At 59.7% G+C, this 8,755-nt stretch carries 7 protein-coding genes; 4 read left to right on the forward strand and 3 right to left on the reverse strand.

Annotated elements, in window-relative coordinates; all coding sequences use genetic code 11:
- Positions 1-34: 34 nt before the first annotated feature.
- From EIY71_RS12755 to algW, 3 genes are all read right to left on the reverse strand, one after another.
- Positions 35-754 (reverse strand): DUF4198 domain-containing protein, encoded by a 720-nt coding sequence (locus EIY71_RS12755; RefSeq protein WP_134021876.1) that lies wholly within the window; start codon positions 752-754, stop codon positions 35-37.
- Between the two features lie 12 nt (positions 755-766).
- Complete coding sequence (locus EIY71_RS12760) at positions 767-2,872, reverse strand: TonB-dependent siderophore receptor (protein ID WP_134021878.1); 2,106 nt, start codon at positions 2,870-2,872, stop codon at positions 767-769.
- Between the two features lie 87 nt (positions 2,873-2,959).
- Complete coding sequence (gene algW, locus EIY71_RS12765; protein WP_085746938.1) at positions 2,960-4,117, reverse strand: Do family serine endopeptidase AlgW; 1,158 nt, start codon at positions 4,115-4,117, stop codon at positions 2,960-2,962.
- A gap of 103 nt (positions 4,118-4,220) precedes the next feature.
- Here algW and EIY71_RS12770 point away from each other — a divergent pair, with 103 nt between their 5' ends.
- From EIY71_RS12770 to cysN, 4 genes are all read left to right on the forward strand, one after another.
- Positions 4,221-4,979 (forward strand): Nif3-like dinuclear metal center hexameric protein, encoded by a 759-nt coding sequence (locus EIY71_RS12770; protein ID WP_085746939.1) that lies wholly within the window; start codon positions 4,221-4,223, stop codon positions 4,977-4,979.
- A gap of 148 nt (positions 4,980-5,127) precedes the next feature.
- On the forward strand, positions 5,128-6,045 hold the full coding sequence (gene cysD / locus EIY71_RS12775) for a sulfate adenylyltransferase subunit CysD (protein WP_007912374.1): 918 nt from the start codon (positions 5,128-5,130) through the stop codon (positions 6,043-6,045).
- A gap of 104 nt (positions 6,046-6,149) precedes the next feature.
- Complete coding sequence (locus EIY71_RS12780; protein WP_039769318.1) at positions 6,150-6,491, forward strand: four helix bundle protein; 342 nt, start codon at positions 6,150-6,152, stop codon at positions 6,489-6,491.
- A gap of 53 nt (positions 6,492-6,544) precedes the next feature.
- Complete coding sequence (gene cysN, locus EIY71_RS12785) at positions 6,545-8,443, forward strand: sulfate adenylyltransferase subunit CysN (RefSeq protein ID WP_085666894.1); 1,899 nt, start codon at positions 6,545-6,547, stop codon at positions 8,441-8,443.
- The last annotated feature ends 312 nt before the right edge of the window (positions 8,444-8,755 follow it).

The raw sequence follows: 8,755 nt of genomic DNA on the forward strand, positions 1-8,755 counted from the left end.
CTGTGGGTTTCGTCCCACAGGGATCAGCGTTGGTTCATTCGTGATGCGGTTCGCCCAGGAACGTCAACGAACTGAATAACCCCCGACTGCTCACCTCTGCATTGTCCTTCACCGGCACCTCCACCTGCGCCGCAATCACATTCAATCCCTCGTTACGCACCCGCACCTGAGCGCGGCCGTCCTTGTCGGTTTCAGTGCTCAAGGTATTCGGCGCGCTGCGGTAGTCACCGATCAACTTCACGCCCGCTGCCGGTTTGCCATCCAGCAACACCCGCACCGGCAATGATTTCCCTGGGCCGACGGTCAGAGGATCGACCTCCGGCAAAATCAGCAATTTGATCTGATTGAGTTTGGGCAGCTTCGCTCCCGGCTGATAAATCGCCAGGCTGTACTTGAGGGTCTCGGTCGACTCGATGGCGCCCGGTACCTTGCTGCGTCCCTCATTGATCCATTTCTTGTCGGCGGTTTGCGACCACATGCCGTTGTTCAGGGCCACGGCCATTACCGCCGGCGGTTTCAGCGGTTGCAGTCGCGCATGATCGGTCAGGCGTTGCACGTTGACCGGGATCATCTTGCCGCTGACGTCATATGCCCATGCACCGCTGATTTTCTGCGCTTTGAAAGCGTTGTCTTCTGCGCCGTGGCCGTAGATCACTTCGATATTGCCGCGTCGTTGTTCGGTCCACAGACCATGCGCTGATGCTTGGCCAGCGAACAGCGCAGCGATGATCAATAAGAGTTTGCCGTAATGCATGGTGACGTCCTTTTACAGGTTGAATGTCAGGCTGACCGTGAAATTGCGCGGCTCGCCGGGGTTGACCCAATAGTTGCTGTACGAGCGCTCGTAGTACTTTTCGTCGAACAGGTTGTTCAGGTTCAGGCCGAGAGTGACGGTGTCGCTGGCCTTGTAATGGGCCAGCAGGTCGACGGTGTGATAGGCCGGCAGCTCGAAATCGCTGCCGGACTCACCTGAGCGGTCACCGACGTAAGTGAACGCCGCGCCGATATCCGAGCCGCGCAAGCGACCGTCCTGAAACTCGTAGACACCCAGCACGCTGCCGCTGCGTTTGGCGACCCCGAGGATGCGGCTACCGGCGGGGATCGCGGTATCCCCCTTGGTCACTTCGGCGTCGATCCAGGCGAAAGCGCCGATCACCCTGACGGCGTCGGTGACTTGCCCGGTGACCTGCAGATCGAAACCCCGGCTGCGGGCCTTGCCCATGGCGCGGCTGGTATCGGTGCCCGGGTCGAGGGCGAGGACGTTTTCCTTGTCGATATGGAAGAAGGCGAGGGTGCTGCTTAAACGTTCGTCGAACAGCTCGTTCTTGATCCCGATTTCGTAACCCACGCCTTCTTCCGGATCGAAGGATTTGCCAGCCGCATCGAGGCCGTTGTTCGGTTTGAATGAGGTCGAGGCGTTGGCGAACAGGCCGGTGTCCGGTGTCAGTTGATAGAGCAGGCCGGCACGTTGGGTGAGCGCGTCGTGGGTCTGGCGGCTGGTGGTGTTGCGGCTGTGGTCATCGATGGTTTGCTCGAAGTGCTCGAATCGCGCCCCGATCATCCCGCGCAGTTTTTCGCTGAAGACGATTTGATCCTGCAGGTTCAGCGCATGGCTTTCGACGTGTTCGAAGAAGTCAGTACCAGAGCGTGCGCCGTTGGGTTTGGGCTGGCCGTACACCGGGTTATAGATATCGATGGCGTAAGGCCCGCCGGCGATGGTGGTGACGCGCTCGTTCTTGCGGAAGTTCTCGTACTCGCTGCCGATCAGCAGTTCGTGCTGCCAGGTGCCGAGGTCGAACAGACCGCGCAGTTCCAGTTGGGTGATGCTGTCGTGCCAGTTGGTATCGCGTTCGCGATAGCGGCGGTTGACGGTGTGGCCATCGGCATTCAAGGGACGGTTTTCGGAGGCGAAACCCCAGAGTTTGCCTTCCTTGTAATGGCTGGCCAGGCGCAGTTTCCAGGCATCGTTGAGGTGGTGCTCAAGTGTGGCTTGCAGTCTGTTGTTGTGGTTGTCGATGTTGCCGTCGTTCGGCTCACCCAGGAATGTCGAGCGCGAGACGCCGCTCCATTTATTGTTTGGCGCAACGATGCCGCGGTCGAAGGTCGAGCTATGACGCACGAATTCGCTCTCCACCAGCAGGCTGGTGTCCGGGTTCAACTGCCAACTGAAAGAGGGGGCAACGAATACACGTTTACTGTCGACGTGGTCGCGAAAACTGTTGTTGTCCTCGACTGCGAGGTTGATCCGCGACAGCACATCACCCTGATCATCCAGCGGCGTGTTGACGTCCAGCGCGGTGCGATAGCGATCCCAACTGCCAGCGCTGGTTTGCAGGGTGGTGAAGGGCTCGGGCTGCGGTTTTTTGGTGACGATGTTTACCGTGCCACCCGGATCACCTCGGCCATACAGGCTGGCGGCCGGTCCTTTTAGCACTTCGATGCGCTCGATGTTGGCGGCGTCCGGTGTGCTCGGATAACCACGGTTGGCGCTGAAGCCGTCCTGGTAAAACTCAGAGGTGGTGAAGCCGCGCACGCTGTATTCGTAAAGCGTCAGGCCACCGAAGTTGTTTTGCTTCGACACGCCACCGGCGAAATCCAGCGCGCGTTCTACGCTGGTGCTGCCCAGATCCTTGAGCACGCTGGCGGGCACCACGCTGATGGCCTGCGGAATATCGCGGATCGCGGTGTCGGTTTTGGTGGCGCTGGACGAGCGGGTAGCGCGATAGCCTTCGACCGGGCCGGCAGGGGATTCGTAATCGGAGATGACGCTGATGGCGTCGAGTTCAAGCGTTTGCGGTTCATCGGCAAACGCAGGATCGCCCAGCAGGCCAAGGGTAAGGCCGAGGAGGGAGGCCTTTTTTCGAGACGACATGTTATGTTGTTCCAATGTGCTAATTGAAACAATATAACATGCCTGTTGAGAATGTCTGTTATTCGCGTCAGTGACGCGAACAAAGTCTTACTCTTCTTTTTCCTTCACCGGCGCCGGCGGCGGACGCAGACCGATTTCAGCCGTGAGCTTGATCTCCTTGCCGTTGCGCATCACCTGAATCGTGACCTTGTCGGTCGGCTTGATCCGCGCCACCTGGTTCATCGATTTGCGGCCATCACCGGCCGGTTCGCCGTCAATGCTCAGGATCACGTCACCCAGTTGCAGACCGGCCTTCTGGGCCGGGCCGTCGCGGAAAATCCCCGCCACCACGATTCCCGGACGTCCGGACAGGCCAAACGATTCGGCCAGTTCCTGAGTCAGCGGTTGCACTTCAATGCCCAGCCAGCCGCGAATGACCTGACCGTGCTCGATGATCGACTTCATCACTTCCATCGCCAGTTTCACCGGGATCGCGAAGCCGATGCCTTGCGAGCCGCCGGACTTGGAGAAGATCGCGGTGTTGATGCCGGTGAGGTTGCCGTTGGCGTCGACCAGCGCACCGCCGGAGTTGCCCGGGTTGATCGCCGCGTCGGTCTGGATGAAGTCTTCGTAGTTGTTCAGGCCCAACTGGTTGCGGCCGGTGGCGCTGATGATGCCCATGGTCACGGTCTGGCCGACGCCGAACGGGTTGCCGATGGCCAGTGCGACGTCGCCGATGCGGATGTTGTCGGAACGGCCGACGGTGATCGATGGCAGGGTTTTCAGGTCGATCTTCAGGACCGCGAGGTCGGTTTCCGGGTCGCTGCCGATCACTCGGGCCAGGGTTTCGCGACCGTCCTTGAGCGCCACGACGATCTGGTCGGCGCCGCTGGTGACGTGGTTGTTGGTCAGGATGTAGCCTTCCGGGCTCATGATCACGCCGGAGCCGAGGCTCGATTCCATGCGCTTCTGCTTCGGCGAATTGTCACCGAAGAAACGGCGGAACTGCGGGTCTTCGAACAGCGGATGGCTTGGCTTGTTGATGACTTTGGTGGTGTAGAGGTTCACCACCGACGGCGCGGCGATGGTCACCGCGTCGGCATAGGACACCGGCCCCTGCTGCACGCTGGTGGTCTGCGGGGCCTGTTGCAGGTTGACGTCGAGGCTCGGAAGCCCGACCCACTGCGGGTAACGCTGAATAATCAACAGAGCGATAAGCACGCCGGCCAACAGCGGCCAGCCGAAAAAACGCAGCGCCTTGAGCATTAAGCACGTCCTGGAAAAGTTGCAGGCGGGGTCAGACCGCCCATAATGTCGCGCATTATACGAGGCCGCGCGTGCCTCTGAACGGGATATTTAGGAGTCTTTCATGGCCGTCGCCCTGAGCACCCTGGTCGAAGAAGCCGACCGTTACCTCGGCAGTGCGAAAATTGCCGATTATTGCCCCAACGGCCTGCAGGTCGAGGGCCGTCCGCAGGTGATGCGCATCGTCAGCGGCGTCACTGCCAGTCAGGCGCTGCTCGATGCCGCCGTCGAGGCCGAAGCCGATCTGGTGCTGGTGCATCACGGTTATTTCTGGAAGGGCGAGAACCCGTGCATCACCGGCATGAAGCAGCGCCGACTGAAGACGCTGCTCAAGCACGACATCAGTCTGCTCGGTTATCACCTGCCGCTGGATCTGCACCCGGACGTCGGCAACAACGTGCAATTGGCCCGTCAGCTGGACATCACCGTCGAGGGGCCACTGGATCCGGACAACCTGAAGATCGTCGGTCTGGTCGGTTCGCTGAGCGAGCCGATGACCCCGCGTGACTTCGCCCGCAAAGTGCAGGAAGTCATGGGCCGCGAGCCGCTGCTGGTCGAAGGCAGCGCGATGATCCGTCGGGTCGGCTGGTGCACTGGCGGCGGCCAGGGTTACATCGACAACGCCATCGCCGCCGGCGTCGATCTGTTCATCAGCGGTGAAGCCTCCGAGCAGACATTCCACAGCGCCCGGGAAAACGACATCAGCTTCATCGCCGCCGGCCACCACGCCACCGAACGCTACGGCGTGCAGGCGCTGGGCGACTATCTGGCGAAGCGTTTCGCCCTCGAGCACATCTTCATCGACTGCCCGAATCCGATCTGACTTTTGCCTGAAAGCACCCGAACGGGCGGGCATATTCATATACCCTTTCGATCTAGTTGGCGTCCTGATTAGAAGAGGTCGCTGTGCTAGGATTCCTCGCTCGAACACGGCCCGCTGGCCGTTCATAAGAAAGCTTTCGTGAGTAGCCATGGTCGACAAACTGACGCATCTGAAACAGCTGGAGGCGGAAAGCATCCACATCATCCGCGAGGTGGCCGCCGAGTTCGACAACCCGGTGATGCTGTACTCCATCGGTAAAGACTCCGCCGTGATGCTGCATCTGGCACGCAAGGCGTTCTTCCCGGGCAAACTGCCGTTTCCGGTGATGCACGTCGACACCCGCTGGAAATTCCAGGAAATGTACAAGTTCCGCGACAAGATGGTCGAAGAGCTTGGCCTGGACCTCATCACTCACATCAACCCCGATGGCGTGGCGCAGAACATCAACCCGTTCACCCACGGCAGCGCCAAGCACACCGACATCATGAAGACCGAGGGCCTGAAGCAGGCGCTCGACAAGCATGGTTTCGACGCCGCTTTCGGCGGTGCCCGTCGCGATGAAGAGAAGTCCCGCGCCAAGGAGCGCGTCTACTCGTTCCGTGACAGCAAACACCGCTGGGACCCGAAGAACCAGCGTCCCGAGCTGTGGAACGTCTACAACGGCAAGGTCAACAAGGGCGAATCCATTCGTGTGTTCCCGCTGTCGAACTGGACCGAACTGGACATCTGGCAGTACATCTACCTCGAAGGCATCCCGATCGTACCGCTGTACTTTGCGGCAGAGCGCGAAGTGATCGAGAAGAACGGCACGCTGATCATGATCGACGACGAGCGCATCCTCGAGCACCTGTCCGACGAGGACAAGGCGCGCATCGTCAAAAAGAAAGTGCGTTTCCGTACCCTTGGCTGCTACCCGTTGACGGGCGCGGTGGAGTCCGAGGCCGAAAGCCTGACGGACATCATTCAGGAAATGCTCCTGACGCGAACTTCCGAGCGCCAGGGCCGGGTCATCGACCACGATGGCGCAGGCTCGATGGAAGACAAGAAACGTCAGGGGTACTTTTAAGCTTCGAGTTACAAGCCGCAAGCTGCAAGTTAAAGGCGGTATGCGTAACTTTGCAGTTTGGTGCTTGCAGACGGTTGCTGTGAGCCGGAATCGGATGGCTCGTAATGGATTTCGAGAAGCTGGTTGTTTGGCAGCGAAGCAAGTGTCTGGCAGTGGGGATCTACAGAGAGTTCGCACGATGTGGGGATTTTGGATTCAAGGACCAAATCACCCGCTCAGCACTTTCAGTGCCTTCCAATATCGCCGAAGGCATGGAGCGTCGTAGTACCAGAGAAAAAATTCATTTTCTTTGGGTTGCGAAAGGCTCTTGTGGGGAGTTGCGAACCCAGGTCCTTATTGCTCGAGACATTGCATACATCGCAGATCCGCTGGCTGAAAACTGGATTATGGAAACTCGCGAGCTTTCTCGAATGCTGGGCGGGTTGATTAACAAAATTTCTGACTAGCTGTACGCCGACAAGCTTGCCGCTTGAAGCTTACAGCTCGGAGCTTGAATGCAATGAGCCACGCATCTGATTTGATCAGCGAGGACATCCTCGCCTACCTGGGCCAGCACGAACGTAAAGAGCTGCTGCGCTTTTTGACCTGCGGTAACGTCGATGACGGCAAGAGCACCCTGATCGGGCGCCTGCTGCACGACTCGAAGATGATCTACGAAGATCACCTTGAAGCCATCACCCGCGATTCGAAGAAAGTCGGCACCACCGGTGACGACATCGACCTGGCATTGCTGGTCGACGGCCTGCAGGCCGAGCGTGAGCAGGGCATCACCATCGATGTCGCCTACCGCTATTTCTCCACCGCCAAGCGCAAATTCATCATCGCCGACACCCCCGGCCATGAGCAGTACACCCGCAACATGGCCACCGGTGCGTCCACCTGTGACCTGGCGATCATCCTGGTCGACGCCCGTTACGGCGTGCAGACCCAGACCCGTCGCCACAGCTTCATTGCCTCGTTGCTGGGCATCAAGCACATCGTCGTGGCCATCAACAAGATGGACCTCAAGGGCTTCGATCAGGGCGTGTTCGAGTCGATCAAGGCCGACTACCTGAAGTTCGCCGAAGGCTTGAAGATGAAGCCGACGAGCATGCACTTCGTGCCGATGTCCGCTCTCAAGGGCGACAACGTGGTGAACAAGTCCGAGCGTTCGCCGTGGTACACCGGCCAGTCGCTGATGGAAATCCTCGAGACCGTAGAAGTGGCGGGCGACCGCAACTTCACCGATCTGCGTTTCCCGGTGCAGTACGTCAACCGTCCGAACCTGAACTTCCGCGGTTTCGCCGGCACCCTGGCCAGCGGCATCGTCAAGAAGGGCGACGAAGTCGTGGTCCTGCCGTCGGGCAAGAGCAGCCGCGTGAAATCCATCGTCACCTTCGAAGGTGAACTGGAACACGCCGGTCCTGGCCAGGCGGTAACGCTGACCATGGAAGACGAAATCGACATCTCCCGTGGCGACCTGCTGGTACACGCCGATAACGTTCCGCCAGTGACCGACAGCTTCGAAGCGATGCTGGTGTGGATGGCTGAAGAGCCAATGCTGCCGGGCAAGAAATACGACATCAAGCGCGCCACCAGTTACGTGCCGGGCTCCATCGCCAGCATCGTCAACAAGGTCGACGTCAACACCCTCGAAGAAGGCCCGGCGAGCGCGTTGCAGCTCAACGAAATCGGCAAGGTGAAGATCGCGCTCGACGCGCCGATCGCCCTCGACGGTTACGACAGCAACCGCACCACCGGCGCGTTCATCGTGATCGACCGTTTGACCAACGGCACCGTCGGCGCCGGCATGATCGTCGCTCAGCCGGTGACCCATGGCACGGCTACGCACCACGGCAAACTGGCCCATGTAGCGACCGAAGAGCGCGCTCAGCGTTTCGGTCAGCAACCGGCCACCGTGCTGTTCAGCGGCCTGTCCGGTGCGGGCAAGAGCACCTTGGCGTATGCGGTCGAGCGCAAGCTGTTCGACCTCGGTCGTGCGGTGTTTGTGCTGGATGGTCAGAATCTGCGTCATGACCTCAATAAGGGGCTGCCGCAGGATCGCGCGGGTCGCACCGAGAACTGGCGTCGTGCCGCGCATGTGGCGCGTCAGTTCAACGAGGCGGGTCTGCTGACGCTTGCGGCGTTTGTGGCGCCGAGTGCTGAAGGTCGTGAGCAGGCGAAGGATCTGATTGGCAAGGAGCGTTTGCTGACGGTTTATGTTCAGGCTTCGCCGACTGTGTGCGCCGAGCGTGATCCGCAAGGGTTGTATGCTGCGGGTGGCGATAACATTCCGGGTGAGTCGTTCCCGTATGATGTGCCGCTGGATGCTGATCTGGTGATTGATACCCAGTCGTTGTCGCTGGATGAAAGCGTGAAGCAGGTGTTGGATCTGTTGCGTAAGCGTGGTGCGATTTAAGCGTTAGCTGCGAATGAAAAAGCCCGCCGATGAGTGATCATTGGCGGGCTTTTTTTTGGGTTGTTTGGGGTGAATATCCGTTTTTTCTGGTGCTGCGGCTGGCGGTTCCGCTCTTACAGCGGGTCACTTTTTCAAACGCCAAAAAGTAACCAAAAGGCTGGGCCCCGGCGTTCGGCACCTCGCTGTGGCTCGGTGTTCCTTCGTTCCGGGATTCATCCGGGGGCATCGCCTACGGTTTGCTTCGCTGCACCTCCTCTCGATGCATGCGGCTGCGCCGCACGGTCGCTGCGCTCCCACCCCCGGATAAATCCC

The sequence above is a fragment of the Pseudomonas sp. CH235 genome (assembly GCF_004368175.1).
In the GTDB taxonomy this organism is placed as follows: Bacteria; Pseudomonadota; Gammaproteobacteria; order Pseudomonadales; family Pseudomonadaceae; genus Aquipseudomonas; species Aquipseudomonas paraglycinae.